Origin of the sequence: Mycolicibacterium madagascariense, assembly GCF_010729665.1 — a bacterium.
GTDB lineage: Bacteria > Actinomycetota > Actinomycetes > Mycobacteriales > Mycobacteriaceae > Mycobacterium > Mycobacterium madagascariense.
This window is the reverse complement of the sequence record NZ_AP022610.1, coordinates 2,102,116-2,128,206: the sequence shown is the minus strand read 5'-3', so window position 1 is coordinate 2,128,206 and position 26,091 is coordinate 2,102,116. Positions and strand designations below refer to the sequence as shown.

Annotated in this window: 21 protein-coding genes; 6 read left to right on the top strand and 15 right to left on the bottom strand. The window is 69.8% G+C overall.

Going from position 1 to position 26,091, the window contains the following annotated elements; translation table 11 throughout:
* Nucleotides 1–33: 33 nt before the first annotated feature.
* From G6N60_RS10065 to G6N60_RS10030, 8 genes are read right to left on the bottom strand one after another with little or no spacing between them, the layout of a single operon-like run.
* Entirely contained in the window at nt 34–1,062 is a 1,029-nt protein-coding gene (locus G6N60_RS10065; RefSeq protein ID WP_163736056.1) for an isopenicillin N synthase family dioxygenase, read from the bottom strand.
* Complete coding sequence (locus tag G6N60_RS10060) at nt 1,059–1,592, bottom strand: hypothetical protein (protein ID WP_163736053.1); 534 nt, start codon at nt 1,590–1,592, stop codon at nt 1,059–1,061. The genes G6N60_RS10065 and G6N60_RS10060 overlap by 4 nt, the downstream gene beginning before the upstream one ends.
* Nucleotides 1,589–2,428, bottom strand: coding sequence for an N-acyl homoserine lactonase family protein (locus G6N60_RS10055; protein ID WP_163736050.1), 840 nt, complete (start codon nt 2,426–2,428; stop codon nt 1,589–1,591). The genes G6N60_RS10060 and G6N60_RS10055 overlap by 4 nt, the downstream gene beginning before the upstream one ends.
* Nucleotides 2,428–4,008, bottom strand: coding sequence for an ABC transporter substrate-binding protein (locus G6N60_RS10050; protein ID WP_163736047.1), 1,581 nt, complete (start codon nt 4,006–4,008; stop codon nt 2,428–2,430). The genes G6N60_RS10055 and G6N60_RS10050 overlap by 1 nt, the downstream gene beginning before the upstream one ends.
* Nucleotides 4,005–4,646, bottom strand: a complete 642-nt coding sequence (locus tag G6N60_RS10045) for a cysteine hydrolase family protein (RefSeq protein WP_163736044.1) — start codon at nt 4,644–4,646, stop codon at nt 4,005–4,007. Before G6N60_RS10045 ends, G6N60_RS10050 begins: the two co-directional genes overlap by 4 nt.
* Complete coding sequence (locus G6N60_RS10040; protein ID WP_163736041.1) at nt 4,647–5,651, bottom strand: ABC transporter permease; 1,005 nt, start codon at nt 5,649–5,651, stop codon at nt 4,647–4,649.
* A 2-nt stretch (nt 5,652–5,653) separates the two neighbouring features.
* Nucleotides 5,654–6,523, bottom strand: a complete 870-nt coding sequence (locus tag G6N60_RS10035; RefSeq protein WP_163736038.1) for an ABC transporter permease — start codon at nt 6,521–6,523, stop codon at nt 5,654–5,656.
* On the bottom strand, nt 6,523–8,535 hold the full coding sequence (locus G6N60_RS10030) for a dipeptide ABC transporter ATP-binding protein (protein WP_163736035.1): 2,013 nt from the start codon (nt 8,533–8,535) through the stop codon (nt 6,523–6,525). Before G6N60_RS10030 ends, G6N60_RS10035 begins: the two co-directional genes overlap by 1 nt.
* A 218-nt stretch (nt 8,536–8,753) precedes the next feature.
* On the opposite strand from G6N60_RS10030, the gene G6N60_RS10025 reads away from it, so the two are divergent.
* Nucleotides 8,754–9,452, top strand: coding sequence for a TetR/AcrR family transcriptional regulator (locus tag G6N60_RS10025; protein WP_163736032.1), 699 nt, complete (start codon nt 8,754–8,756; stop codon nt 9,450–9,452).
* Here G6N60_RS10025 and atzF read toward each other — a convergent pair.
* From atzF to G6N60_RS10000, 5 genes are all read right to left on the bottom strand, one after another.
* Entirely contained in the window at nt 9,410–11,170 is a 1,761-nt protein-coding gene (gene atzF, locus G6N60_RS10020; protein WP_163736030.1) for an allophanate hydrolase, read from the bottom strand. The two genes, G6N60_RS10025 and atzF, sit on opposite strands and share 43 nt — an antisense overlap.
* Nucleotides 11,167–14,841, bottom strand: a complete 3,675-nt coding sequence (gene uca, locus G6N60_RS10015; protein WP_163736027.1) for an urea carboxylase — start codon at nt 14,839–14,841, stop codon at nt 11,167–11,169. The genes atzF and uca overlap by 4 nt, the downstream gene beginning before the upstream one ends.
* On the bottom strand, nt 14,838–15,479 hold the full coding sequence (locus tag G6N60_RS10010) for an urea amidolyase associated protein UAAP2 (protein ID WP_163736024.1): 642 nt from the start codon (nt 15,477–15,479) through the stop codon (nt 14,838–14,840). The genes uca and G6N60_RS10010 overlap by 4 nt, the downstream gene beginning before the upstream one ends.
* Nucleotides 15,476–16,348 (bottom strand): urea amidolyase associated protein UAAP1, encoded by an 873-nt coding sequence (locus G6N60_RS10005; protein ID WP_163736021.1) that lies wholly within the window; start codon nt 16,346–16,348, stop codon nt 15,476–15,478. Before G6N60_RS10005 ends, G6N60_RS10010 begins: the two co-directional genes overlap by 4 nt.
* A 170-nt stretch (nt 16,349–16,518) precedes the next feature.
* Complete coding sequence (locus tag G6N60_RS10000; protein WP_163736018.1) at nt 16,519–18,063, bottom strand: amino acid permease; 1,545 nt, start codon at nt 18,061–18,063, stop codon at nt 16,519–16,521.
* A 116-nt stretch (nt 18,064–18,179) separates the two neighbouring features.
* Here G6N60_RS10000 and G6N60_RS09995 point away from each other — a divergent pair, with 116 nt between their 5' ends.
* From G6N60_RS09995 to G6N60_RS09985, 3 genes are all read left to right on the top strand, one after another.
* Entirely contained in the window at nt 18,180–19,226 is a 1,047-nt protein-coding gene (locus tag G6N60_RS09995; protein ID WP_163736015.1) for a putative nucleotidyltransferase substrate binding domain-containing protein, read from the top strand.
* Nucleotides 19,227–19,398: 172 nt separating this feature from the next.
* A complete protein-coding gene (locus G6N60_RS09990; RefSeq protein ID WP_163736011.1) occupies nt 19,399–20,451 on the top strand; it encodes an NAD(P)-dependent alcohol dehydrogenase in 1,053 nt (350 codons plus the stop codon).
* Between the two features lie 206 nt (nt 20,452–20,657).
* A complete protein-coding gene (locus tag G6N60_RS09985; RefSeq protein ID WP_163736007.1) occupies nt 20,658–22,271 on the top strand; it encodes an APC family permease in 1,614 nt (537 codons plus the stop codon).
* 1 nt (nt 22,272) lies between these two features.
* On the opposite strand, the gene G6N60_RS09980 is transcribed toward G6N60_RS09985, so the two are convergent.
* Nucleotides 22,273–23,184 (bottom strand): DMT family transporter, encoded by a 912-nt coding sequence (locus G6N60_RS09980; protein ID WP_163736004.1) that lies wholly within the window; start codon nt 23,182–23,184, stop codon nt 22,273–22,275.
* Between the two features lie 155 nt (nt 23,185–23,339).
* Here G6N60_RS09980 and G6N60_RS09975 point away from each other — a divergent pair, with 155 nt between their 5' ends.
* Entirely contained in the window at nt 23,340–24,032 is a 693-nt protein-coding gene (locus tag G6N60_RS09975; RefSeq protein ID WP_163736001.1) for a chymotrypsin family serine protease, read from the top strand.
* Between the two features lie 74 nt (nt 24,033–24,106).
* On the top strand, nt 24,107–25,072 hold the full coding sequence (speB, locus tag G6N60_RS09970; RefSeq protein WP_163735998.1) for an agmatinase: 966 nt from the start codon (nt 24,107–24,109) through the stop codon (nt 25,070–25,072).
* Here the strand turns inward: speB and nrdF are convergent.
* A complete protein-coding gene (gene nrdF, locus G6N60_RS09965; RefSeq protein WP_163743749.1) occupies nt 25,069–26,031 on the bottom strand; it encodes a class 1b ribonucleoside-diphosphate reductase subunit beta in 963 nt (320 codons plus the stop codon). The two genes, speB and nrdF, sit on opposite strands and share 4 nt — an antisense overlap.
* Nucleotides 26,032–26,091: the final 60 nt, after the last annotated feature.

The window sequence follows — 26,091 nt, the reverse complement described above, 5'->3', positions numbered from 1 at the left end:
CACCAAGACCCGGCGGTACCGCCAAGACCGGGCCTACTCCACGCCCTGCAGCGCCTGCTGGCCGAACTGGTTGAGCCGCAGCGATCCCTCGGGCAGCACCAGCTCACCACTCTCGATGCGGCGCCGCAGGTAGGCGAAGGACTGTGCGGTCTGGGCGAATAGGTGCTCGCCCGCGCGCAGGGGTGGGCGGTCCTCGCCGTCGGGTGACGCGAATTGCGGCAGCGGTTTCACCTCGGTGTCGTAGTCGACGTTGAAGAACAGCGGGAACGAGTAGCGCTCCTCGACGACCTTGCGCACGCGGTGGCTCGTGGCGATGAAGGCGCCGTTCGTCCACAGCTCCAGCAGGTCACCGACGTTGACGACGAAGGTGCCCGGCACCGGCGGCACGTCGATCCACTCCCCCGCACCGTTGAGCACCTCCAGGCCGGGCGCCGTCGGCTTCAGCAGCGTGAAGCACTCGTAGTCGGTGTGCGCGCCAATGCCGAGCGCATCCACCGCGTTCGGGTCGTAGGGATAGTGCACCAGCCGCAGCTGGCTCGGTGTCTTGGCGGCGTGGCGGGTGAACGTGTCGGGGTCCTCGCCGAGCGCGACGGCGAAGGCGCGCAGCAGCAGGTGCCCGACCTCCAGCACCGCCTGGTAGTAGTCGGTGACGGCCTCGGCGAAGCCGGGTAGTTCGGGCCACGTGTTGGGCCCGAGCATTGGGTTGCCCGCCAGGTAGTCGGGATCGTCGGCGGGCAGGTCCAGGGCGGTGTCGAACGCCTCCTTCAGGTCGGGCACGCCGTTCTCCACCCCCTCCTCGCCGACGGGCACGTAGCCGCGGTGACACCGCGACAGACCGATGTAGCTGCGCATCTTCTCCTCCACGGGGAGGGCGAAGAATTCCCTGGTGGCCGCCAGCAGACGCGCGAACCGCGCCTCGTCGACGCCCGTCCCGCTGACGTAGAAGAAGCCGACCTCGCGGGCGGCGGTGCCGAGTTCGGTTGCCACCCTTGACCATTCGTGGTCGTCGGTGGATCGCAGGCCGCTGATGTCGACGATGGGCACCGACGTGAACGCGCTCATGAGTGCATGCTTCCTTCGCTTCGTTGGATGGTCCACGTCGCCCCGTCGACCTCGAGCCCGGCCGCGGACCGGCCGTCGCTCAGGCGTTGCCAGTGCGAATCCCCCACGGTGCCGATGACGACGGTGCCCCCACCGGCCCAGCCGAACGCGTCGCCGACGCGCAGCCACACCCCGTCGGCACCGTCGGGCCCCTGGAGGAAGACCGCTCCGAGGGGCGTCGACGGCCCGTCCTCGCGCACCCAGTGCTCGACGTAGTCCTCGTGAACGCCGGTCTCGACGAGCACGTCGCCGTCCCACAGCATGGCCCCGGCATCGGGAAAGGGCCCCGGCGGCAACAGGTCGACGTCACGGTGCCAGTGGAAGACGTCGCCCTGCTGCTCGAGTCGGCCCGCGAATCCCCGAGAGTCGACGTACCCGGTGATCCCCTGCAGCCACCGCACATCGCCGCCGGTGTCGCGGGTGCCGTCGGCTCCGATCAGCAGGCTGCGCCGCCACAGCCCGGCGCAGTCGGCGATGACGGGCGCGGTCATGTCGGAGTCAGCGGCCCGAAGCGTTCGTGGAAGTGGCCTGCCAGTTCGGGCCACACGTGCGGATCGTGGCCGGGTATCAGCGGATAGCCCTTGTCCTTGGCGAGCTGTTTGAGCCTGCGGATGGGCTCGACGGTCTCCTCCGGTTCGACGCCGATGTACCCGCCGATGGCCAGCTCGTGCTCGATGTTCTCGGTGAGATCGGCGGCGTCGAAGGCGAAGACGAAGCCGTCACCACCGACCGACTCGTCGAGCTCGACGACGAAGCTCTGATGCCCGGGCGTGTGCCCGTACGTCGGCACCGCGGTGATGCCCGGCGCGATCTCGGCTTCGCCGTCGGCGAGCTGCCAGTCGATGTTGGGGTCGTCGAAGTCCACCCGGTAGATCGAATGTCGTTCCGGCTCGGGATGATTCGACAGCCCGTATTCGAGCTCCCGCCGCTGCGCGTGCACCGGCACCTTGCCCGCGAACAACTTGAGCCCGCCGGCGTGGTCGACGTGCAGGTGCGACAGCGCCACCACGTGGATGTCGTCGACGTCGACGCCGATCTCGAACAGCGACTCCTCGATCGGCTCGCCGGGACCCGGCAGCAGCGGCTGGTACTCCACCGAGGGGAAGTACCGGCGCCGCAGATGCGGGTCGCGGATCAGTGCCGTGTTGAAGCCGGTATCGAGCAGCACCCATCCGCCGTCGGTCTGCAGCAGCACGCCGGGCACCGGCTCACGCATCCGCAGCTCGGGCGAACTGCCGTGCACCGACACCGATTTCGGCAGATCCTCCCACCCCAGCGTGAGGAGGACGATCCTGCGCACCCCGCTCTTTCGCACGAGTGCCGTCATCAGCCCACCGAGAGAGCGGCCAGCCGAAGTGAATTCGGGTTGGTCACGACGTGGGCCTGCTCGATGCCCTTGAGCCACGGCTGGGCGACCATGAAGTCGTTGACGTCGGCGACGTTCAGCCAGCAGCCGGTCTTGATGGCCTCCTCACCGGCCTGGGAGAACGCCTGCGAGTCACCGGTGGGGAGACCCTGTGCCAGCGCGGCAGTCACCGGCGGCGCCGAGCAGCCGAGGTAGTTCAGACCGCCGTCGGGATCCCACGAGATGTGGCCCCACGTGTAGGGCGACGGGGCGTCGGGCCAGCCCAGGTTCAGCAGGATGTCCGGCGCGTCGTTCGCCGGGGTGCCGATCCACCCGAAGATCTGCGACGTCGGGTAGCTCTGCACCTTGACGGTCAAACCGGCTGCGGCCAACTGGGTTTGGATCAGATTGCTCACCAGCTGGTTGTCCGGATTGCTCGAGTCGTAGCCGATGGTGAGCGACTTCTGATCCGCGGGCAGGCTACCCGCCAGCGCGGTCAGCACCGAGGGATCATGCGGCAGAGCCTGTTTCGCGAATTGCGCGTCGATCATGTTGGGCGGGTAGATCTGCGGCGCGGCCTGGCCGCGACCGAAGTACGTCTGCTTGACCAGCTGGTCGACGTCGATGGCCTGCAGGACGGCCGTCCGGTTCTTGGGATCGGTGAACATTCCCTTCTTCGGATTGACGTACAGGTAGTTGGACATCATCGTCGGCAGCGAGTAGTTCGAGAACGACTTGTTGTCCAGATACGACTGAACGGCCGAGGACGGCAGGTCGTGCAGGATCGCCGCGATCTGACCGTTGTTGAACTGCAGCTGCTGCGCCGACACGTCGGTGATGACCGGCATGTCGATCTTCTCGAAGTACGGCTTGGGGCCCCAGTAGTCCGGGAACGACGCCATGCCGTAGTGCGATCCGACCTGCGCGTCGGTCAGCGTGTAGGGCCCGGTGCCCAGGTCGTGGGTGGTCAGGTAGTTCTGGGCGTTGTCGGTGCCGGCGTTCTTCTTCAAGCCCTCGGGGCTGAGGATGCGCGGTCCGTAGGGGCAGGCCATGTAGTCCAGGAACGCCGAGTTGGGTGCCTTCAGCGTGACGGTGACGGCGTAATCACCCTGGGGGACGACGGATGCCACGTCCTGCACCATGTAGGCGGGGCCCTGGTTGACCGCGAGCCGGCGATCGAAGGATGCCTTGATGGCCGCCGAGGTGAACGGGGTGCCGTCGTGGAACTTGACGCCCTGACGGAGCTGGAACGTGAACACCCTGTTGTCCGGCGACGCCGTCCACGAGGTGGCCAGCAGCGGCTCGAGGACGGGCTTGTCGGTGCCCGCCTTGTACTGCAGCAGGCCCTCGTAGATGTTGGTGGTCAGCAGCAGACCCTGGCCGGCGTAGAAGACGTCGGGGTCCGGCGGTTGTCCGATGTCCTGCAGGAAGGACAGGTGCAGCACCTTGTCGGTCGGCGCGGCGTTGGGCGTGCTGCTGCCACCGGAATTCGAACCGCCGCAACCACTGAGCGCCAGCATGGCCGCAGCGGCCACGGCCACCGCGCGCAATCGGAGGGTCATCGTGCGGCTCCTTCGAGGACGGGGGTGGTCAGTGCTTCGAACGCGGCGAGGATCTCGTCGCTGGTGCGCAGGGCGCCGGTCTGGAGGTACTCCATGGCGTCGAGGGCGGCGTCGTGCCGGTACTGCGAGGACCCGCCGACGCAGTCGGTGACGACCCGGACGTAGTAGTCGCGCTGATGGGCGTCGGCGAAGGTGTAGTGCACGCAGACGTCGGTCAGACCGCCGACGAGGATGAGCGTGTCGGCCTTGAGACCGCGCAGCACGATGTCGAATTCGGTGCCGATGAACCCGGAGTAGCGCCGCTTGACGAGGTGGAATTCCTGCCGCGACCCGTCGAGTATCGGTCGCAGCGTCGGCTCCAGATCGGTGCCCCGCTCGCCCTCCACGCAATGGACGCCCTCGACACCGTCGAGTTCACGGCCGAAGTCGACGCCGCTGGGCCGGTGCACCTCCTGGAAGAACACCACCGGGACGTCGGCGGCGCGCGCCGCGGCGAGCAGCCGCTCGGCGACCGCGACGCGCTCGGCGTTGCCCGGCATGACGGGAATGCCCATCTCCTCCGCGGGTAGGCCGCCGCCCTCCTGCATGTCGACGACGACGAACACCGGGTTGCCCACGATGAGCGGTTGTTTCGGCACTTAACCTCCTGTTGTTGCGATGCGTGGATCTGCGGCGGCCTGGAGTAGGTCCACGGCCGTGTTGATGAAGACGTAGAGGGCGCCGAGCATCAGCGTGACGCCGGCGATGGCGGGAAAGTCCGCGACGGGAATGCTCTGCGAGATGTACTGGCCGATGCCGGGCCAGCCGAACACCTGCTCGACGACCAACACCCCCGAGAACATTAGTCCCACTTGCAGACCCGTCATGGACAGCGCCGAGCCGATCGAGTTGCGCAGCACGTGGCGGGCGAGGATCTTGCCCTCGGGCAGCCCCTTGGCGCGCGCGGTCCGCGCGTAGTCGCTGTCGATGTCACCGATGAGGCTGCTGCGCAGCACGCGTCCGATCGCCACGGCCGGGCCGATCGCGATGACCAGCGCGGGCAGGATGAGATGGTGCAGGGCGTCGCCGACGACGTCGAAGCGACCGTGCAGCAGCCCGTCGACGGTCAATAGCCCCGTCGGCCCCGTCGGTGGATTGGGAATGCTGATGCGCCCGTTGGCGGGGACCCAGCCGAGCTGCTTGTAGAACACGATCAGCCCGAGGATGCCCAGCAGGAACATGGGCGCCGAGGATCCGGTGAACAGGATCGCGCGCAATGCGCCTGCCCCGCGCCACTTGAGGGTGGTGCTGAACGCCAGCAGCACGGCCAGCAGCAGCGCGATCACCAGCCCGTAGATCGCCAGCTCGAGGGTGGCGGGAAAGAACGTGGCCAGATCCGACGCGACGCCGTGCCGGGTCCGGAACGACGTCCCGAGATCACCGGTCGCAGCCCCGGTCAGATAACGCCAAAACTGCACCAGCACGGGGTCGTTCAGGCCGAGCGCCTGTCGGCGGGCGGCCACCGCCTCGGCCGAGGCCTGAGCCCCCAGTTGAGCCTTGACCGGGTCCATGGGCGAGATGTGCTGCAGCAAGAACATCACCCCGGTCAGGGCGATCAGGATCGCCACCGTCGCGGCCAGTCTCGTCGCTATGAAGGTCTTCATGGTCAGCTCGTCTTCATCAGGTTGCGCAGGCAGTCACCCGCGATGTTGCCGATCAGCGCCAGCACCAGGACGCCGAGACCGGGCATCACCGGTATCCACCACTGCTGGAGGAAGTAGCTCAGGTTGCGGGCCGAGTCGGCGCCCAGTTCCGGGGCGGGCGCGGACTGGCCGAGGCCGAGGAACGACAGCGCCGCCAGGGTCAGGATCAGCGTGCCGAGGTCGAGGCTCGCCGCGACGAGCGCGTTGGGCACGGCACCGGGCAACAGATGGCGCCCGGCGAGCCGAAAACGGCTCACCCCAGCTAGTTTCGCCGCCTCGACGTGCGGTCGGGCGGCCAGCCGCGCCACCTCACCGCGGACCAGCCGCGCATAGAACGGCCACCACACGATCGACACCGCGATGAGGGTGTGCACGAAACCCGGCCCGAGCGCGGCGACGACGGCGATCGCCAGCACCGGCGCGGGCAGCGACAGGAAGCCGTCGGTGATGCGCATCAGGAGCGCGTCGACCCAGCCGCCCGTCGCACCCGCGATCAACCCGACGAGACCGCCGAACAGCAACCCGACCGCCACCACGACGAGCGCCGCGTACCAGCTGGACCGCACGCCGTAGAGCACGCGCGAGAGGATGTCACGGCCGATGCTGTCGCTGCCGAGCAGGAATCCGTGCGTGCCGGGCGCCTGCAGCGGCATGCCGACCGGCAGCAGCGGATCGTGCGGGGCGAGCAACGGCACGGCGACCGCCACGATCGTGACGACGAACACCAGGGAGAAGCCGGCCCAGTTGATCATCGTCGACCGCGACTGCGGCAGCGAGGGCAGCCGCAGACTGCGCGCGCGGACGAGGGAGTCACCGGTTGCTGCGATCGCCATCAGATGGCCTTCCGCTCGATGCAGGCAACCTGGTGCGGGTTGCCGGGAATGCCTTCCAGACGGACGTCGAGGTCGGCTCCGCTGCAGGCGTCCAGCGCGATCGCGCACCTCGGGTGGAACGCACACCCCGCGGGCGGGGAGAGCGGGCTCGCGGGTTCGCCTGGTAGCACCCGGGATTCGCGGCCCAGGTCGGGGATCGAGTCGACGAGCGCCTGCGTATAGGGGTGCGCCGGGGCGCCGATGACCTGTTCGGCGGGCCCGATCTCGACGATGCGGCCGAGGTACATCACCGCGATGCGGTCGGCGACGACGCGCGCCACCGAGAGATCGTGCGTCACGAAGACCACGGACATGTCGAGGGTGCGCCGCAGATCGCCGATGAGGTTGAGCACCGAGGCGGCCAGCGACACGTCCAGCGCGCTGGTCGGCTCGTCGCACAGCAGCACCGACGGCGGGACGACGGTCGCCCGGGCCAGCGAAACCCGTTGGCGCTGACCGCCGGACAGCTGCCCGGCCCGCGACTTCGCGATCTCGGCGGGCAGCCCGACGCGCCGGAGCACCTCGACGACGGCGTCGCGGCGCTGGGCCCGCGACATGCCGCTGCCGTGCAGCCGCTCGGAGATCAGCTCGCCCACCGACAACCACGGCGTGAGCGATGCGCCCGCGTCCTGGAACACCATCTGCGGCCGCTGACCCGCCACCAGGCTGACCTCACCGGTGGTCGGCTTCTCCAGGCCGGCGATGGCGCGCAGCAGCGTCGACTTGCCGGAGCCGCTCTCGCCGACCAGGGCGATCGACTCGCCGTGTGCCACGCGCAGTGAAACCCCGCGCAGCGCTTGTAGTTTCCCACCGCCGGAGGACCTGTCCAGCCAGCGCTTGGTCACCGTGAACGTCTTGGTGACGTCGCGCAGCACCACCGACGCCGGCAGCTCCGCGCCGTCGTCGGCGGCCTCGGGGAACGGCTCCTCGGTGTTGGTCGCCTTGGTGCCGAGCTCCTCGGCCACCTGCTCCAGCGGCAGGATGCACGCGCTGGTGCGGTCGGGGGTCACGGCGACCGGGTCCGGTGGCGACGTCGTGCAGTCGTCGGTGGCGAGCGGGCACCGCGGTTCGAATGCGCAGCCCGGCAGCGGTGTCACGGCGCTGGGCACCGACCCCGCCAGCGCCGCGAGCTTGCGGTCGCGGGCCGTCGTCAACGTCAGCCGCGAGCGCAGCAGACCGTGGGTGTAGGGGTGCGCGGGCGTTCCGAGAACGCTTGCCGTGGGACCGATCTCGGCGATCCGGCCCGCGTAGAGCACCGCGATCCGGTCGGAGATCTGGGCGGCGACGCCGAGGTCGTGGGTGATGAAGACGATGCTGCACCCGATCTCGTCGCGCAGCCGGCGCAGCAGCCGCAGCACCTGGGCCTGCACGGTGACGTCGAGGGCGGTCGTCGGTTCGTCGGCGATGATGAGGTCGGGGTTGCCGGCGATCGCGATGGCGATCATCACGCGCTGCCGCAGCCCGCCGGACAGCTCGTGCGGGTAGGCCCGCAGCCGGCGCTTCGGATCGGGGATGCCGACCGCAGTCAGCAGCCGCAGCGCCTCGTCCTGGCTACCCGCCGCCTCCTCGACCTGCTTGCCGATCCGCATGGTGGGGTTCAGCGAGGTCATCGGGTCCTGGAAGACGGCGCCCAGGTCGAGGCGGCGCACGGCGCGGATGGCCTTGGCGTCACCGTCGACCATGTCCGAACCCGCCACCAAGACGTCGCCGTCGATGCGGGTCTGCGGTGGCAGCAGACCGAGCATGCTGAACCCGAGCACGCTCTTGCCGGAGCCGGATTCGCCGACCAGCCCGAGGATCTCTCCCTTGCCGATGGTCAGCGACACCCCGCGCAGGGCGTGCACGTCACGGCCGTTGCGCCGGAACGTGACGCGCAGGTCGCGGATCGTCGCGACGGCGTCGTCGACCGGGGGTACGGCGGGCGTGCCCGCGACCTGGGAGACGGCGTCGTCGTGGGAAACCGCGATGCCCATGTGGAACGCTCCCGAATGTGTCGATGTCAGCAGGGTGGGAGGCACGTCCGCGGGCCGCCCCCTGTCAACCGACAGTTTTCCGGCCCCACCGACGCGGTGGGTGTCGCTGGCGTAACCAATCGACGGCGCACGTAACCGATGCGTATCGCGCGTTTCTGTCATGTGACAGAAACGGTGGGACAGGACCATTTCGGGCCGGGCATGGTCCACGATGAGTCATGCCGCTCGCTCGGGCCGGACGACCCCGCCACCACGACCAGAAGCGCCCTGGCAGCACGGCGCGCGACGAAATCCTGGACGCCGCAGGTGAATTGTTCACCACGCTGGGCTATGCGCGCACCTCGACCAGGTCCATCGCGGAGTCCGTCGGCATCCGCCAGGCCTCGCTCTACCACTACTTCAAGACCAAGGACGACATCCTGTGCGCCCTGCTGGGTCAGACCGTGAGCCCCACGCTGGCGTTCATTCCCACCCTGCTGGACGCCGAGCCCGCCCTGACCGCGGCCGAGCACCTGCACGCGCTCGCCGCGTTCGACGGCGGCCAACTGCTCACCGGACGCTGGAACCTCGGCGCGCTGTACCTGCTACCGGAGTTGCGCGACGCTCACCTCGAGCCGTTCTGGTCCGACCGCGAGCGGTTGCGGCTGCACTACCTGGCGTCGAGCCGGGCCGTAGTCGACCAGACCGGCGTGCACGAGGCGGCGGCGGACCTCCCGTTCCGCCTCGTCGAATCGCTGGTGAACATGTGGTCGGTGCCGCCGGGCCCCGAACGCCTCGAGCTGCCGATGCACGTCGCCGATGCGTGCCTGCGCGTGCTCGGCATACCCGACCCGGACCCCGCCGTGCGACGGCGCACCGGTGCCGCGACCGATCGCTATGCCCGCGTCGAATCCGGTGAGGCGACGCTGCTCAGGTAGGTCGGCCAGTCGCCGTAGCGGGTGATGTCCTCACCCGCCTGCCACGCGTCGAGTGCGCAGCCGAAGCCCACGACCTCGGTGCCGTCGGCCAGGGTCACCCGACCCAGCGACATCGGGGCGGGCAGCATCGCCAGGAAGTCACCGAGTCGCGCGGTGCCCACCAGCCAGAGCTCACCACCGATGGCGGAGCCGTCCTCGGCGCCGACGCGGACCAGGCCCGGTTTGGGCGGCGTGGTGTGCAGGCGCGCCAGCCGGTACACGGGCGCGGTGGCCACCGGACCCATCCATCGGGCGCCGCGCTCTTCGAGCTGAAAGGCCAAGGGCTGTCCGCGCAGATGGGCGCCGACGACCATGAGCAGGGTCGCGTCGGCGCCCGCGTGCACGGGCCACGGCGTGGGGCGGCCCGCCAGCGAGGCGGCCCCCGGCAGCGCGACCGACGCCGTCGGTGCGGTGACGAGGCGGGCGAGGTCGATGGCCAGGGCGTCGGCCCCGGCGCGCGCGACGATGGAGACGCCGAACTGGTCCTCCCCCGCGGTGCCCGAGGGCACGGCCACCGCGCACATGTCCATCGGATTGCAGAAGTTGGTGAACGTCCCGAGGCGGGAGTTCACGCCGATGGGGTCGGCCGCGACGTCCGCGAGGCTGGGGTGCGCGGTGGTGGTCGGTAGCAGCAGTGCATCGCAGTCGCCCAGTTCGGCCATCGCGGTCGTCGTCAGCTCGGCGAGCAGGTGGCGGTCCGCGAGCAACCGCGTCGCCGTGACATGGCCTGCGGCCGTGACGATTCCGCGCACGACCGGATCCACCTCGTCGGGGTGCGCGTCGACGAACTCGCCGACGGCCTCGTGCCGCTCGGCGACCAGACCGCCCTCGTACAGCAGGCGGGCGGCGGCCAGGAACGCCGAGAGGTCGATCTCCACCACCGTCGCGCCGTGGGCTTCGAGGCGCTCGCGCGCCGCGCCGAAGGCCTGCTGCCATGACGCCGACAGCATCGAGAGATCCTGCGGCACCGCCACTTTCGGTGACTCGGGGGCGGCCAACGGGGCGTCGGGCGGGAACGGTCGCGCTCCGCCCGCCATCACGGCCATCGCCGCGTCGGCGGTGTCGAGGTCCCTGGCGAACACCGTCACGCAGTCATAGGACCGGCACGCCGGGACGACGCCGTCGGTCGGCACCACCCCAAAGGTGGGCTTGATCCCGACGATGCCCTGCAGGGCGGCGGGCACGCGGCCCGAGCCGGCGGTGTCGGTGCCGATCGCGACGTCGACGAGGCCGAGGGCGACGGCGACGGCCGACCCGGCGCTCGAACCGCCCGAGATGCGATCGGGACGACGCGAATCCCGCACGGCGCCATGGGGACTGCGCGTGCCGACGAGCCCGGTGGCGAACTGGTCGAGGTTGGTCGCCCCGATGACGACCGCGCCCGCGGCGCGCAGCCGGGCGACCGTCACGGCGTCGGCGGCCGCGGGCTCCGTCGCATAGGCCGGGCAGCCGGCGGTGGTCGGCAGTCCTGCCACGTCGACGTTGTTCTTGACCGCCGCCGCGAGACCGGCCAGCGGGGCGTCGGCACCCGAGGCGACCGCCGCGTCCACGGCTTCGGCGTCGGCCAGCGCATCGGCCATGGGCCGCAGGAAGATCCAGACCTCCGGGCGGTCGACCGCCTCGATCGCCGCATAGGCTGCCCGCACCCGCTGCACGGCCGACGTGCGCTGGACCGTCATGCCGGCACTCCCCTCGCGTCGCGATCCTGCGCCGGGCCGACGACGACCAGGGGGGTCCCGGGATCGACCTGGTGGCCCGCCTCGACCAGGACCTTGGTGACGACGCCGTCGGCGGGCGCGGTCACCACGGTCTCCATCTTCATGGCCTCCAGCGCCAGCAGGGCCTGGCCGGCGACGACGTGGTCGCCCACGGCGACGTCGACCTTCCACACGCTCGACGAGAACGGCGCGTCGACCCTCTCCTCGTCGTCGGCGAGGAGCAGGTCCATGTCCGGCACGCTGACCCTCGACTCGGCCCGCTCGGCGCGGTCGAACTCGCCCGCCGCGGCCCACGCCGCCCGTTCCGCCGCGAAAGCCGTTGTCTGCGTGGCCCGGAAGTCCGCGATGGACTCGGCGTTGTCGGCGAGGAAGCGCTCGTGGTCGGCCAGGGAGAAGGTGCCGTCGACGATGTCCACCGATCCGCGACCGGCCGCCATGTCGGCCCGCAGGTCGAGCAGTTCCTCCGCGGTGACCGGATACCAGGAGATGCGATCGAAGAAGCGCAGCAGCCACGGGCTGCCCGGCTCGAACGGCGCGGTGTCCCGGTAGCGGCTCCACACCTGGGTCGTCCGGCCCACGAACTGATACCCGCCCGGCCCCTCCATCCCGTAGATGCACAGGTACGCGCCGCCGATGCCGACGGAGTTCTCCGCGGTCCAGGTCCGCGCCGGGTTGTACTTCGTGGTGACCAGCCGGTGCCGGGGATCCAGCGGCGTGGCGACCGGGGCACCGAGGTACACGTCGCCGAGTCCGAGCGTCAGGTACTCCGCCGAGAACACCGTCGCCATGACGTCGTCCTGGGTGGCCAGACCGTTGACCCGGCGGATGAACTCGATGTTGGACGGGCACCACGGGGCGTCGTCGCGCACGCCGGACGTGTACCGCGCGATGGCCTCGCGGGTCGCCGGGTCGTCCCAGGACAAGGGCAGTCGGACCGACCGGCTGGGCACGACCAGCTCCGAGGTGGCGGGCAGGTCGTCCTCGAGTTCGGCCAGCAGTCCGAGCAGCCGGTCGATCGACAGGACGTCGGGATCGACGTGCACCTGCAGCGACCGGATACCGGGCGTGAGGTCCAAGATGCCTGGCGGAGAGAGGTTCTCGAGGCGCTCGTTCAACGCGTGGACCCGGGCCCGCAGGGCGAGGTCGAGCACCATGTCGCCGTACTCGATCAGGACGTTGTCGTCGCCGCTGCGCCGGTAGGTCACCGCGGGTGCGCCGTCGGCGTCGCGGCGGGCCAGCACGCCGTCGTCGCCGTCCCGGGCCCCGCGCGCCACGATCGGGTCGGCCGCACGTCGCGCGGCGCCGAGTTCGCGGCGCGACGGTGCGTCGGCCGCCCGGATCGGCACGAACCGGACGGTGTCCCCCGGGCGCAGCTGCCCGAGCTTCCAGCGGTCCGCGGCGACGACCGTGACGGGGCAGACGAACCCGCCGAGGCTGGGCCCGTCGGGTCCGAGCAGGATCGGGGTGTCGCCGGTGAAGTCCAGCGCGCCAACGGAATACGCGGTGTCGTGGATGTTGGACGGGTGCAGTCCGGCCTCACCGCCGTCGGGACGTGCCCACGTGGGCCGCGGGCCTTCCAGGCGAACGCCGGTGCGCGCCGAGTTGAAGTGCACGACGTAGCCGGCGGTGAACAGCGTGTCGACGTCCTCGCGGGTGAAGAACTCCGGCGCGCCGTGGGGCCCCTCGGTGACGGTCAGCTCCCACTCCGAGGGCATGGCCGGACGCAGTTCCACCGGCACCGGGGCGGCCGGGCCGGTCGGCGTCGAGGCGTCCGCGCGCAGCACGTCGCCGACGACCAGCTGGCGGCCACCGTGGCCACCGAAGCGACCGAGGGTGAAGGTCGACGCACTGCCGAGGTAGGTCGGCACGTCGAAGCCACCGGCCACCAACACGTAGGTCCGCAGTCCCGCGGTCTCGGCCGCGCCGATCGCCAGCACCGCACCCGCGGGCACGTCGACCGGCTCCCACATCGGTACCGGCTCGCCGTCGACGGTGACCGGGCACGGTGCGCCGGTGACGCAGAAGGTGGTCGAATCCGTCACGCGCAGTGCGGGTCCCGAGGCCGTGCACTCCAGGCCCGGCGCCCCCTCGGGGTTGCCGAGCGCGCGGTTGCCGAGCCGGAAGGACAGATCGTCCATCGGACCGCTCGGAGGCACCCCGACGTTCCACAGCCCCACGCGTCCCGGCAGGTCCTGCACCGTCGTCAGCAGACCGGGCCGTTCGACGGTGATGCGGGGACGGGGGTCGGGCACCCCGGCGAGCGTGGCGGTGCTGTGCCGTGCAGCGCGCACGTCGGGCAGTGCGCACGCCGCGCGCAGCAGCCCGACGTTGACCTCGATGCCCTGCAGCACGGTGGCGTCCAGTGCGCGGCCGAGTCGGTCGAAGGCCTCGTCGCGATCCGCGCCCACCGTGATCACCTTGGCCAGCAGGGGGTCATAGGCCGCGGACACCTCGGTGCCCGCCTCGACCCACGTGTCGACGCGCGGCGCCGGATCACCCTGAAGGGCAGGATCACCCTCAGCCGTGGGAAACTCGACGGCGACCAGCGTGCCGGTGCTCGGCCGGTAGTCGCGCGAGGGGTCCTCGGCGTACACGCGCGCCTCGACGGCGTGCCCCGCCACGGGTACCGCACCCGTCGTCTCCCCCGGTGCGAGATGTGCTGCCAGGACGTCGTCCTCGCCGGACGCCAGCCGGAACATCAACGCGGCGATGTCGAGACCGGTGACGGCCTCGGTGACGGGGTGCTCGACCTGCAGCCGGGCGTTGACCTCGAGGAAGGATGCCTCCTCGCGGCGTGGGTCGTACACGAATTCGACGGTGCCCGCCGAACGGTAGCCCACGGAGGCGGCCAGCGCCCGCGACGACGAATGCAGCTGTGCGCGAACGGTTTCGGGCAGGTTGGGCGCGGGCGCCTCCTCGATGACCTTCTGGTTGCGCCGCTGCAGCGAGCAGTCGCGGTCTCCGAGGGACACCACGCGGCCGGTGCCGTCGCCGAAGATCTGCACCTCGACGTGGCGCGCCTCGTCGACGAAGCGCTCGACGAACACCCCGGCGGACCCGAAGCTGCGCTCGGCGAGCCGCGACACCCGGTCGAACGCCGCCCGCAGCTCGGCGGCGTCGCGGCAGACCTGCATGCCGATGCCGCCGCCACCGCCGGTGGCCTTGAGCATGACGGGATAGCCGATCTCGTCGGCCGCGGCCTGCGCGCTGGCGGCGTCGTCGAGCAGGTCGGAGCCGGGAAACACGGGCACGCCGGCGGCGCGGGCCGCGGCGCGGGCGGTGTGCTTGGTGCCGAAGACGCGCAGCTGATGCGGCGTCGGACCGACGAACGCGATGCCCGCCGCCTCGACGGCGGTCGCGAAGTCCGCGTCCTCGGAGAGGAATCCGTAACCGGGATGGATCATCTCGGCGCCGGTCGCGGCCGCCGCATCGAGGATCGCGTCGACTCGCAGGTAGCTCTCACTCGGCGCGGCGGGGCCGAGCCGCACCGCCTCGTCGGCGAGTCGCACGTGCGGTGCGCCGCGGTCGGCGTCGGAGAACACCGCCACCGTGTGCAGGCCCAGCAGACGCGCCGAGCGCACCAGGCGGACGGCGATCTCGCCACGGTTGGCGATCAGCACGCTGCGCGTCATGCCGCGCCCGCCTCGGGGCGGGTGACGATCATGCGCACCGGCGTCGGGTTGAACGCGTTGCAGGGGTTGTTGATCTGCGGGCAATTCGAGACGAGGACGAGGGTGTCGACGTCGGCGCGCAGGGCGACCCGCTTGCCCGGGGCCGACAACCCGTCGACGATGCCGAGCGCGCCGTCGGGGTCCACCGGCACGTTCATGAACCAGTTGATGTTGCTCGCGAGATCTCTGGCGCCGAGGCCGTGCCGCGCACCCTCGATGAGGAAGTTCTCCATGCAGCCGTGTTGGGCGCGGGTGTGCTGACCGTAGCGCAGGGTGTTGGACTCCTTGGAGCACGCACCACCGAGGGTGTCGTGCACGCCGACCTCGTCGCCCACGACGGTCATCAGCGCCTCCCCGGTGTCCGCCCGCAGCACCGACCCGGTCGTCAGGACGATGCGCCCTTGTCGGGCAATGGTTTCCACGGCGGAGTACCGCACGCTGGTGTCGGCGGCCGCATAGAGCAGACAGTCGACGGCCTGGTTGCCCTCCAGGTCGACGATGGTCAGCACGTCACCCGCGGCCACCACGGTCGACCAGGCGGCCCGGGCGGCGACGGTCTCGTCGAGCACGGTGGGACCAGGAATCAGCGCGGTGTTCACAGCACTCCTCGGGCGGCCAGGTCGGCGTCGGTGTTGGCGATCGCCTGTCGGTGCTCGGGCCCCAGCGGCCCGACCAGGTCTCCGGCCACCAGCGCGTCGAGGTCGGCGGCCGCGGGCCAGGCGTGCATCAGCAGCGGCGAGCAGGTGAACTCCGACCGCGGATCGAGCGGGTGCGCGGTGTTGGCGAGGGACACGATCGCGTCGACGTGCAGCAGCAGGTCGACCGACGTGCCCGGTCCCGCCGACCCCTGCCAGGTGAAGGCGCCGTCGGAGTCGACGGTGACGCCCTGGAAGAACGACACCGAGGGTGGCAGATCGCGGGGACCGAGGCCGTGCTTGAGCGCCGCGAGCAGCAGGAGTTCCCGTCCCGCGGGGGACGTCGACTCCGGGGTCCCGGAGCCGTACCTGGCCTCGTTGCCGGCGAGCGTGGTCGTCCCCGTCAGCGCGTCGTGGCGCGCCGAGGTGTCGGCGACCACGGTGGCCAGGACGCGACCGAACCCGCTGAGCAGCGGGTGCCCCACGCCGAGGTAGGCCTGCCACGGCACCTTCACGGTGTCGGCGACGTTGAGGCGTTCGTGCGGGCCGTCGGCCCGATGCACCAGCAGGTGGGCGCAGGCGTCACCGCTGGGGTCGCTCAGCCGCAGTCGCGTGCCCCTCGCCAGTACCGCGGTCGTATATCCGCCCGGCGCAACGGTTTCCGACCACACCAGGTCCGCGGCGGGGACGCCGTCCGGCGGCGTCGGGGTGCTCGAGGCGGGAACGTGCCGCATGGCGTCGGCCGTGCGCCCGTGCTGCGCGCGCGCATGGGCCTTGGCCCCTGCCGTCGTCGCGGTCGCCGACGCTCTGTCGCTGGACACATCGCTGGTCACGAGGACTCCCGGGCTTGCGGCACACCTCTGCGCCGATGGATATCTGTCAATCGATAGTTTTCGCGCTGCGGCCCCTCCGGTGGTTGCCGCGGAGTAACGGATCCCGCATCACTCGTTAACAACTCGTGATGCACATTTCTGTCAGGTGACAGATATCGAATCCGCGACCGTCACGCCGGCACGTCGTCGGGACCGACCAGCGCGTCCGACGGCAGGGGCGCACCGTCGCGGTTCCTGACGACCCAGTACGCGACGAATCCGACGACGAGCGTCAACGCCACGAAGAGGACCGCGAAGTACTGCAGCACCCACGACGTGCCGTCGGGGTCGTAGACCTCCTGGCGCGGCCAGGCGATGTCGACGCAGAGCGCCGCACCCATGACCACCGCGATCAGGTTCACCGGGATGCCCCACCTGCCGAGGTCCATCACCGGGGGACCGTAGCTCAGGCTCGTCCCGCGCAGCCGGTGCACCAGCGCAGGCACGGTCACCATCAGGTAGGCGGCGTACACGATGACCACCGAGACGCTGGTGATCGCCGCGAAGACCCCCGCCTGGCCGAGGTTCACCAGGAGCACCAGGATGGCCAGCACGCTGACGGTGACCCCGGTGATCACCGGAGTTCCGGTGCGCCGGTTGACCTTCGAGAGGAACGAGCCGAACGGCAGCCGGTTGTCGCGGGCCATCGAGAACATCACCCGTGACGCCGAGGCCTGGATGGCCAGGGTCGCGGAGAAGATGGCGATCGCGACGATCGTCAGTAGCGTCTTGCCCAGCCACGTGCTGAGCTGACTGGTGAGCACCCACGCGATGCCCTGGCTCGACAGCAGCGGATCGTCGAGCGACGGGGCGGCGACCAGGGCGGCCAGGATCATCAGGCCGCCTCCGACGAAGGACACCAGCAGCGCGGTGACGATCGCCTTGGGCGCGGTCTTGCGTGGATCCTTCGTCTCCTCGGAAAGCTCTGCAGCACTGTCGAATCCGTACATCACGTAGGCCGCCATCAGCATCGAGGCCAGGAAGGCGGGAAAGTAGCCGAGGCCCGAGCCGTGGCCGCCGGTGCTGGTGACGGCAGCGACGGGGCTGCGCTCGGCCTTGACGAACATCGCGATCACGATGAGGACGACCCCGACGATCTCGAGCGTCACCCCGGTGACCGTGATCTTGCCCATGAACGCCACCCCGGCAGCGCTGATGACCGTGCACAGCGCGATGGTGATCGCGCCGAGGATGATGGCGTTGGTCGCCCCGGTCACCGACGTCAGCGAGGAATCGCCGCCGACCAACTGGAATCCGCTCCAGATCGACGGCAGCACGCTCTGCATGGCGATCGCCAGGGCTGCCACGCTGACGATGTAGCCGATGAGCATGAACCACCCGGCGAACCAGCCGACCCCGTTGCCCGCGAGGCGTCGCGACCACTGGTAGATCGCCCCGGCGACGGGGAACTTGCCGGACAGTTCGGCGAACACCAGGCAGACGCAGAACTGGCATACGAAGACGATGGGCCAGGTGAAGAAGAACGCCGGACCGCCCAGCCCGAAGCCGAGGGCGAACAGGGCGAACACGGTCGTGAGGATGGACACGAAGGAGAAGCCCGAGGCGAACGCGGCGTAACCCCCGATGCCGCGGTGCAACTCCTGGGTGTAGCCGAGCTCTTCGAGCGTGGCGGCGTCCTCGGGCGAGGCGATCACGCGGTGGACGGTCGAGGTCATCGCACACTCCCTGACGGTGGGCAGATTTCTGTCACACGACAGAAAGTAGGCGCGGTTCGTGTTGTCGCCGTTTCCCCAACGTCACGTCCGTGTGACGGCAGGTGACAATCGACGACATGCCAGCTGCCCACCCCACCGGTCGCGGCGTCGCGGCGGCCATCACGGCGATCGACGCGGCCACCGACGAGGCACTCCTGCGCGCGGGCGTCGAACGTGCGCGGGCGGCCATCGCCGACGAACTGCGCAGTCACACCCCCGCGGCCGCGCTGGCGGCGGCCTGGTCGGAGGTGTTGCGCCACGCCGTCGTCGCCGGGGTTCGACTCTGCGGGCCCGCGGACTGGACGTGGTTCGTCTCCGGCAGCGTCGCGCGCGGCGAGGCGGCTCCCGGCTCCGACGTCGAGACGATGGTCGTCCTCGGCGACGCGGTCGGGGACGGCGAGAAGGTCGCGCTGCTGGGCCGGGCGGCCGGGGTCCATGCGCTCCTGGAGCGGTGCGGCGTGCCCGGTGACGCCAACGGGGTGCTCGCCAGCAGGCCGCGCTTCTGCCGCCGCGCCGCGAGTTGGACCGACGGCATCCAACGGTGGTCGGCACACCCGCGCGAGGACCGCGGCGTCGTCATGACGGGGCTGCTCGCCGATTCCGCGGGCGTGCCGGACCCGTCGGCGCGACGTCCCGCAGACCTGCTGCGGGCCGGGGTGGTCGCCGCCGCCGAGCGCAATTACCCTGTGCGACAAGCGATGCTGCAGGACGCGACGGCCGTGCGCGCGAGCGTTCCCTCGCGCCTGCGGGTGTTCGCGCGGACCGCCGACGCCGTGGACGTGAAGCTGGCCGTCATGGATCCGGTGGTGAAGATCGCCCGGTGGGCGGCGGTGTCGGCGCACTCGGACGCGCTGTCCACGCCGACGCGTCTCGACCATGCGGTGGCGGCCCACGTCCTCGGCGCCGACGACGCATCGAGCCTGCGCGACTGCTTCGACTGGCTGCTGCGGTGGCGCTGGCGCAGGCGGGCGCAACGGTTCCTCGCCGGGGACCGGGTCGACGACCTGGTGTCGCTGTCGGACATGGCTCCTCACGACCGAGCCACCTTGCGCAGCGTTGCGCGCGAGGTGACGGGCATCGGCCGGACGCTCGACTACCTCGCGTCGACCTCGACGTACCGCTGAGGACAGCCCACGCCCAGCCTCTGACCAGGCCGGGAACCCACCGCGGGACTAATCTGGTGAGGACCCGGGTTGGCACTGCCCGGGGGGCGCGGAGCTGCGCCCACCCCACTGCCCTGCCCGCGACGCAGGCAGGGCCTCGAATGAGAAGACGACAAGAGGGTACGTAGAGAAGATGACCACCACCGTTAACGCCATGGCCGCCACGTCGGCGACCGAACCACTGACCAAGACCACCATCGAGCGCCGCGACGTCGGACCGCACGACGTCGCGTTCGACATCAAGTTCGCCGGCATCTGCCACTCCGACATCCACACCGTGAAGGGCGAGTGGGGCGAGCCCGAGTACCCCGTCGTCGCCGGTCACGAGATCGCCGGCGTCGTCACCGAGGTCGGCTCGGACGTCACCAAGTACAAGGTCGGCGATCACGTCGGCGTCGGCTGCTTCGTCGACTCCTGTCGCGAGTGCGACAACTGCAAGGCCGGATTGCAGCAGTACTGCACCGGTGAGGGCGGCATGATCGGCACCTACAACGCCACCGGCAAGGACGGCACCCCCACCTACGGCGGCTACAGCCAGGCCATCGTCGTCGACGAGAACTACGTGCTGCGCATCCCGGACAGCATCCCCCTGGACAAGGCCGCGCCGCTGCTGTGCGCCGGCATCACGCTGTTCTCCCCGTTGCACCACTGGGGTGCGGGGCCCGACAAGAAGGTCGCCATCATCGGTCTCGGCGGACTCGGCCACATGGGCGTCAAGATCGCCCACGCCATGGGCGCCGAGGTGACCGTGCTGAGCCAGTCGCTCAAGAAGATGGAGGACGGTCTGCGTCTCGGCGCCGACGAGTACTACGCCACCAGCGACGAGGACACCTTCACCAAGCTCGCGGGCAAGTTCGACCTCATCGTCAACACCGTGTCGGCCAATCTCGACCTCGCCGCCTACATGGGTCTGCTCGCGACCGACGGCACGCTCGTCGAGGTCGGCGCGCCGGAGAAGCCGATGGAGCTGCCGTTCTTCCCGCTCGCCGCGCAGCGCCGCAGCCTGTCTGGTTCGATGATCGGCGGCATCCCCGAGACCCAGGAGATGCTCGACTTCTGCGCCGAGCACGACATCACCCCCGAGATCGAGGTCATCGCGGCCGACTACGTCAACGAGGCCTACGAGCGGGTGCTCGCCAGCGACGTGCGGTACCGCTTCGTGATCGACACCTCGACCCTGCAGTAATTCGCTGACCACGGCCCAGGCCCTCGGACGATTCCGGGGCCTGGGCCGTCGTCGTGTCGGCGGCCGGATGCCAGGGCGGTCACCCGCGAGATCCCTGGGAACATCGGCATTCGAGTTGTCGGAATGGGTTGCGGATGCAACGCTCAGCGATGGACTGCAGCCTCGCGGTCCCCATTTGCTCTCGGATCCCACCCCAGGAGGCCCCGATGACTGCTGAATCCGAAGCCGTCAGCACACCCACGACGTCGTCCGGTTTGAAGAAGGGGTCCATCGGCATCGTCGCGGTCATCTTCATGGCCGTCGCGAACGCCGCCCCGATCACCGCCATGACGGGCAACGTGCCGATCGCCGTCGGTTTCGGCAACGGACTCGGCGCCCCGGCGGGCTTCCTGTTCGCCACGATCGTCCTGACGCTGTTCGCGCTGGGCTACGTCGCGATGGCCCGACACATCACCACCACCGGCGCCTTCTACGGGTTCATCTCCCACGGCCTCGGACAGATCTGGGGCATGGCGAGCGGCATGCTCGCCACGTTCGCCTACGTGGTGTTCGAGGGTTCCCTGATCGGCGCGTTCGCGTACTTCGCGAACGACGCCCTCAACACCATCTTCGGGGTCGACATCCCGTGGCTGGCGTTCGGCGTGTTCGCCATCGTGCTCATCGCGGTGCTGTGCTACTTCGACATCAGCCTCACCGCAGCCATTCTCGGCGTCACGCTGACCTGCGAGGTGCTGATCCTCCTGGCGCTGGCGTTCTCGGTGATCTTCTCCGGCGGCGGGCCCGACGGCTTCATGCTGGGCCAGACCGTCGCCCTCAACAACGCCTTCCAGAGCCTGCCTGCGGGCGCATTCGGCACGGCCGCCACCGCGGGTGCGATGGCCACCGGATTGTTCTTCGCCTTCTGGTCGTGGGTCGGATTCGAGACCACCGCCGTCTACGGCGAGGAATCCCGCAACCCGAAGAAGATCATCCCGCGCGCGACCATCATCGCGGTCGTCGGACTCGGCCTGTTCTACACGTTCATCTCCGCCATGGTCATCGCCGGCAATGGCGCCAAGCAGTCGGTGGAGGCCTCGATCAGCGCGTCGCCGCTGGACCTGTTCTTCAAGCTGGTCGATGCCAAACTGGGCGCAATTCCGTTGGACGCCTACAAGATCCTGCTGGTGATCGGTTCGTTCGCGTGCGCGCTGGCCTTCCACAACGCGGCGTCGCGGTACCTGTTCGCGCTGGGCCGGGAGATCCCGTCGGAGAAGATCAGGAACACCCTCGGCAGCACCCATCCCAAGCATGGATCGCCCTGGGTCGCGTCGGTGGTCCAGAGCGTCATCACGCTGCTGATCGTGCTGGGGTTCTACGCCTTCACCGCCGTCCAGGCCGCCGACGCCAGCGGCAACCTGGTGGACACCCCGTCGCTGGTGCCCTACGTCAACATCTACGGTCTGCTGGCCCTGATCGGGACGGCGGCCATCCTTCTCGTGCAAGCGATCTGCTCGGCCGCGGTCATCTCCTACTTCTGGGTCAAGAAGACGCATCGGGGCAACGTCATCACGACGCTGATCTGCCCCGTGGTCGGTGGCGTCGGCATGCTCTACGTGGTGTGGGCGCTGTGGCAGAGCCTGGCCGTCGCGGCCGGCGCCGCCTCCAATTCCTATGTCCTCAAGGCCGGTCCGTACATGCTGCTGGTCGTCTTCGTCGTCGGACTGGCCTACACGGTGTGGCTGCGCTCCGCCAAGCCGGAGACCTACGCGGAGATCGGTCGCACCGTGCTCGACGAGGCGCACGAGCGCAGCGACGAGGCACCGGCGACGCCGTCGGCCTGAGCTAGGGCGTGGGGTCCGGCACCGGCTGAGGCCGAATCGTGGTGCGGGAGTTCACTTCCGAGTGGGCGCCGGAGTCGCGGCCGAGCGCGATCGTCGCCACCAGCATGGCGGCGATCGCGATCGGCAGGGCCACGTAGCCCACGCCACGGACGGTGAGGTGCTCGCCGAGCACGACGGTGCCCAGCGCCACGGCGACGACGGGCTCGCCGACGAGCATGATCGGCACCGACGCCGACAGCGCTCCGGCCCGAAAGGCCCACTGCTGCATGATCGTCACGACCACCGCCAGTGCGACCAGAACGTAGGGCGCGGGGATGGAGAGCAGATCGCGCCACCCGCCGAGCGCGAATCGGTGGGTGCATATCTTGGTGACCACGGCGATCATCCCGAGCCCCACGGCGACGGCGACGCCCAGTGCGGCCGCCCGGGTGCGCCCCGACGTCCGACGGGCCACCACCACGCAGATCGCGACGATCGGTATCACGCCGGCCATAGCGATCGTCCACGCGGGCACCGGCGGACGATTGTGTCCCTCGCGGGGCTGCCCGACGAGCACGAACACCGCCAGACCCGCGGTCAGCAGCAGTGCCCACCCCCATTCGACCGCTGTCACCCGCCCGCCGGTCCACCACGCGCTCAGCGGGAGGACGAACAGCAGCGACGACACCACCAGCGGCTGCACCAGCAGCACCGAACCGTGCGCCAGCGCGAACGCCTGGAATGCATAACCCGCGGCCGCCGCGATCGTCCCCGCCCACCAGAGCCGGTCGCGCAGGATGACGGTCACCACCGACGGCGCGTCGGAGGCGGAGCGCTGCAGGGCCGCCTGCCGCACGACGATGCCAACCGCCGCGGCCAGCGCCGCCAGCAGCGCCGAACCGATCGCCAGTCCGTGGGATGCGAACCACTCCATGGGGTCGCACATACCCGTTGACGGGTGTGGATTCACCCGATGGTCGCTGTTGCCTTGCTCGTCAGCGGGTTTCGATCTGCCGACGCGCAGGCGGTGCGACCGTCATGGCGACACGGCACACTGTCCGGTGAGCAGCCGACGGAAGGGGAGAAACGATGTGGCGTAGGCGCCTCGTGGGGGCGGCGATGGTGGCACTGCAGCTGTGGCAGGCCCCCGCCGCGTCGGCGTCTCCTCCCCTGTCCTCGGTCGATGCGCTCGGCCCCGGCGTGGGCGTGCTGACGCTGGACGCCGGACTGGCCGACGCGGACACCTGCACGGCGGGCTTCCTGGTGCGGGGCAAGGGCGGTCGCAGCGGAATCCTGATGGCCGATCACTGCGACAAGGGCGGGCCCGTCACCATCAAGCTGGCCGGGACGGACTACACCAGGATCGGCTCGTTCGACGGTGCGCTGCGGCGGGGGGACATCGGGTTCGTGGCCCTGGCGCCGGGGGTGCCGGTCAGCGGTGCCATCGCGGGCGTCGGTCCGGTGAGCGGCGCCACCGATCGGATCGCCATGGGCGACGTGCTGTGCAAGGTCGGCCTCCCCACGGGTCTGCAGTGTGGTCCGGTCACCGGCATCACCCCCGACACCGTCACCTTCGCCGCGACCACGCAGTGCGGGGACTCCGGCGGTCCGGTCTACACCGTCAGGCCCGACGGCAGCCTCGCCGCGGTCGGAATTCTCAGCGCGCAGACGATGGGTGAGGGCACGATCGCGCCGCCGTGCGGTACGCCGTTCACGTTCGCGATCGCGCAGCGGCTGCAACCGTGGCTCCGCGCGACGGCGATGTCCGTCGTCACGACCTGATCGCAGCACGCTCTGGGCTGCCACCCGATTGAACGAGTCACTCCCGAAAGATCCCACCAACCCGAGAGGCCGCCATGCCCGGCACCGACGACCACATCATCGGAGCGATCCCGTCCACGCAGGTGCCCCGCTATGCGGGCAAGGGCACCTTCGCCCGGATCGCCGACATCGCGGAGGTCACGGACTACGACATCGCCATTCTGGGCGTGCCCTTCGACGGCGGGACGTCCTACCGGCCGGGCGCCCGGTTCGGGCCACTCGGCGTCCGGCAGGCCGCGCGCGCCCTGCGGCCCGGGTACCACGTCGAGTTGGGGGTGGCGCCGCTGCAGGAGGTCCAGATCGTCGACGCCGGTGACGTCGCGGTGACGCCCTACGACATCGCCGAGGCGTGCACCCAGATCCAGGACCGCGTCTCCGAGATCGTCGGCGACGGCCGCCGCAGGGTGGTCTCGATCGGCGGCGACCACACCATCGCCCTGCCGAACCTGCGGGCCCTGCATGCCGTCCACGGCCCAATTGCGTTGGTGCACTTCGACGCTCACCTCGATACCTGGGACACCTACTTCGGCGCGCCCGTCACCCACGGCACGATCTTCCGGCGCGCATTCGAAGAGGGCCTCCTGGTCGAGGACCATTCGATCCACATCGGCATCCGCGGTCCGATCTACGACCGGATGGACCTCAACGACGACGCGCGGATGGGCTTTCGCATCATCCGCGCCGGCGACCTCGACGTGATGGGGATCGAGGCCGCCGTCGACGTCATCCGCCGCCGCGTCGGCGATGCGCCGGTCTACCTCTCGGTCGACATCGACGTCCTCGACCCCGCCTTCGCCCCCGGCACGGGAACGCCGGAATCAGGTGGGCTCACCGCTCGCGAACTGCTTCGCATGCTGCGTGCGCTGACCGGCATCGGCATCGTCGGGGCCGACGTCGTCGAAGTGGCCCCGGCCTACGACCACGCGGAGATCACGTCCCTCGCCGCGGCAACCGTCGTCTACGACCTGCTCGGCCTGATGGTCGCGACGCCCGGCGCCTAGAAGTCCCAGTCGTCGTCGGTCGTGTTGACGGCCTTGCCGATGACGTAGCTCGACCCCGACCCGGAGAAGAAGTCGTGATTCTCGTCGGCGTTCGGCGAGAGTGCCGACAGGATCGCCGGGTTGACGTCGGTCTCGTCCTTGGGGAACAGGGCCTCGTACCCCAGGTTCATCAGCGCCTTGTTCGCGTTGTACCGCAGGAACTTCTTGACGTCCTCGGTCAGCCCGACCTCGTCGTACAGGTCCTGGGTGTACTCCACCTCGTTGTCGTAGAGCTCGAACAGCAGCTCGTAGGTGTAGTCCTTCAGCTCGGCCCTGCGCGCCTCGTCGGCCTGGGCCAAACCCTTCTGGAACTTGTAGCCAATGTAGTAGCCGTGCACGGCCTCGTCGCGAATGATCAGCCGGATCATGTCGGCGGTGTTCGTCAGCTTCGCGCGGCTGCTCCAGTACATCGGGAGGTAGAAGCCGGAGTAGAACAGGAAGCTCTCCAACAGCGTGGAGGCCACCTTGCGCTTGAGCGGATCGTCGCCCCGGTAGAAGTTCATGACGATCTCGGCCTTGCGCTGCAGGTTGGGGTTCTCCTCCGACCAGCGAAACGCCTCGTCGATCTCCACCGTCGAGCACAGCGTCGAGAAGATGTTGCTGTAGCTCTTGGCGTGCACCGACTCCATGAACGCGATGTTCGTGTACACCGCTTCCTCGTGCGGGGTGATCGCGTCGGGGATGAGGCTGACCGCGCCGACGGTGCCCTGGATGGTGTCCAGCAGCGTCAGCCCGGTGAAGACCCGCATCGTCAGTTGCTTCTCGTGCTCGTTCAACGTGCCCCACGACGGGATGTCGTTGGACACCGGCACCTTCTCCGGCAACCAGAAGTTGCCGGTCAGACGCTCCCACACCTCGGCGTCCTTCTCGTCCTGAACGCGGTTCCAGTTGATGGCCGAGACGCGGTCGATCAGCTTGATTCCATCAGACACTGTGAACCCCAATTCGAAGCGTGACGATTATTGCCTCGACACTACAAC

Bases quoted from the DNA above. Each gene is read 5' to 3' on its own strand.
- G6N60_RS10065 (WP_163736056.1), bottom strand. From the start codon at position 1,062: ATGAGCGCGTTCACGTCGGTGCCCATCGTCGACATCAGCGGCCTGCGA.
- G6N60_RS10060 (WP_163736053.1), bottom strand. From the start codon at position 1,592: ATGACCGCGCCCGTCATCGCCGACTGCGCCGGGCTGTGGCGGCGCAGC.
- G6N60_RS10055 (WP_163736050.1), bottom strand. From the start codon at position 2,428: ATGACGGCACTCGTGCGAAAGAGCGGGGTGCGCAGGATCGTCCTCCTC.
- G6N60_RS10050 (WP_163736047.1), bottom strand. From the start codon at position 4,008: ATGACCCTCCGATTGCGCGCGGTGGCCGTGGCCGCTGCGGCCATGCTG.
- G6N60_RS10040 (WP_163736041.1), bottom strand. From the start codon at position 5,651: ATGAAGACCTTCATAGCGACGAGACTGGCCGCGACGGTGGCGATCCTG.
- G6N60_RS10035 (WP_163736038.1), bottom strand. From the start codon at position 6,523: ATGGCGATCGCAGCAACCGGTGACTCCCTCGTCCGCGCGCGCAGTCTG.
- G6N60_RS10030 (WP_163736035.1), bottom strand. From the start codon at position 8,535: ATGGGCATCGCGGTTTCCCACGACGACGCCGTCTCCCAGGTCGCGGGC.
- G6N60_RS10025 (WP_163736032.1), top strand. From the start codon at position 8,754: ATGCCGCTCGCTCGGGCCGGACGACCCCGCCACCACGACCAGAAGCGC.
- atzF (WP_163736030.1), bottom strand. From the start codon at position 11,170: ATGACGGTCCAGCGCACGTCGGCCGTGCAGCGGGTGCGGGCAGCCTAT.
- uca (WP_163736027.1), bottom strand. From the start codon at position 14,841: ATGACGCGCAGCGTGCTGATCGCCAACCGTGGCGAGATCGCCGTCCGC.
- G6N60_RS10000 (WP_163736018.1), bottom strand. From the start codon at position 18,063: ATGACCTCGACCGTCCACCGCGTGATCGCCTCGCCCGAGGACGCCGCC.
- G6N60_RS09995 (WP_163736015.1), top strand. From the start codon at position 18,180: ATGCCAGCTGCCCACCCCACCGGTCGCGGCGTCGCGGCGGCCATCACG.
- G6N60_RS09990 (WP_163736011.1), top strand. From the start codon at position 19,399: ATGACCACCACCGTTAACGCCATGGCCGCCACGTCGGCGACCGAACCA.
- G6N60_RS09985 (WP_163736007.1), top strand. From the start codon at position 20,658: ATGACTGCTGAATCCGAAGCCGTCAGCACACCCACGACGTCGTCCGGT.
- G6N60_RS09980 (WP_163736004.1), bottom strand. From the start codon at position 23,184: ATGGAGTGGTTCGCATCCCACGGACTGGCGATCGGTTCGGCGCTGCTG.
- G6N60_RS09975 (WP_163736001.1), top strand. From the start codon at position 23,340: ATGTGGCGTAGGCGCCTCGTGGGGGCGGCGATGGTGGCACTGCAGCTG.
- speB (WP_163735998.1), top strand. From the start codon at position 24,107: ATGCCCGGCACCGACGACCACATCATCGGAGCGATCCCGTCCACGCAG.